This is a genomic window from Vibrio sp. 1978 (assembly GCF_033344345.1).
This window is the reverse complement of sequence record NZ_JAWPOP010000165.1, coordinates 1-1,032: the sequence shown is the minus strand read 5'-3', so window position 1 is coordinate 1,032 and position 1,032 is coordinate 1. Positions and strand designations below refer to the sequence as shown.

The following is a 1,032-nucleotide window of genomic DNA, read 5'->3' as shown; positions in this document are numbered from 1 at the left end:
ATTGCTGCATTTAGCGGTGTAGCAAAAGTTGACGGCGAAGTAGTGTGTTCAGCAGAGCTGAAGTGTGCTCGTCGAGAGTTTTAATATGATTCATGAAACCGCTAAAATCCACCCAGCTGCGGTGGTAGAAGAAGGCGCAAAAATTGGCGCTAACGTGACGGTTGGTCCTTTTACCTACATCACCTCAACGGTGGAGATTGGTGAAGGTACTGAAGTCATGTCTCACGTAGTAATCAAAGGCCATACCAAAATTGGTAAAGATAACCGTATTTTCCCACATGCAGTGATTGGTGAAGAAAACCAGGACAAGAAGTATGGTGGCGAAGATACAACCGTGGTTATCGGTGACCGTAATGTGATTCGCGAAGCGGTTCAGGTTCATCGTGGTACTGTGCAAGACAAAGCGACAACAGTGATTGGCGACGACAACCTACTGTGCGTGAATGCGCACATCGCGCATGACGTCGTAGTAGGCAACCATACTCACATTGGTAACAATGCGATTCTAGGTGGCCATGTAACAGTAGAAGATCACGCTGGTGTAATGGCACTTTCTGCTATTCACCCATTCTGTACGGTAGGCGCTTATGCATACGTTGGTGGTTGCTCTGCGGTTGTTCAGGACGTACCTGCTTACGTACTTGCTCAAGGTAACCATGCTACGCCGTTTGGTTTGAACCTAGTTGGCTTGAAGCGTAATGGTTTTGAGAAACCAGAAATTCGAGCACTACAAAAAGCGTACAAAGAAATTTACCGCTCTGGTAAAACGCTAGAAGAAGTGAAACCAATTCTTGCAGAAATGGCACAAGAATGGCCAGCAGTGAAGCGTTTTTCTGACATTCTAGAAACAACGGAACGTGGTATCATTCGTTAATTCACGAATGAATCAATAAGTGGAAAAGATCGCGCCCAATTAGGGCTGCGGTCTTTTTGTGTTTTATGGATAAGGAATCCCTTATCCATAGTACATAGGGCGAAATCGATATGGAAAAACCATTACGTATTGGCATCATTGCTGGCGAGTTATCTGGT

1 protein-coding gene and 1 pseudogene are annotated in these 1,032 nt (G+C 45.3%); both read left to right on the top strand.

Annotation, left to right across the window (positions count from 1 at the left end):
- Positions 1–84: pseudogene (locus R8N49_RS25230) on the top strand (3-hydroxyacyl-[acyl-carrier-protein] dehydratase FabZ); the annotation flags it as partial.
- Between the two features lies 1 nt (position 85).
- A complete protein-coding gene (lpxA, locus tag R8N49_RS25225; RefSeq protein WP_005456706.1) occupies positions 86–874 on the top strand; it encodes an acyl-ACP--UDP-N-acetylglucosamine O-acyltransferase in 789 nt (262 codons plus the stop codon).
- The last annotated feature ends 158 nt before the right edge of the window (positions 875–1,032 follow it).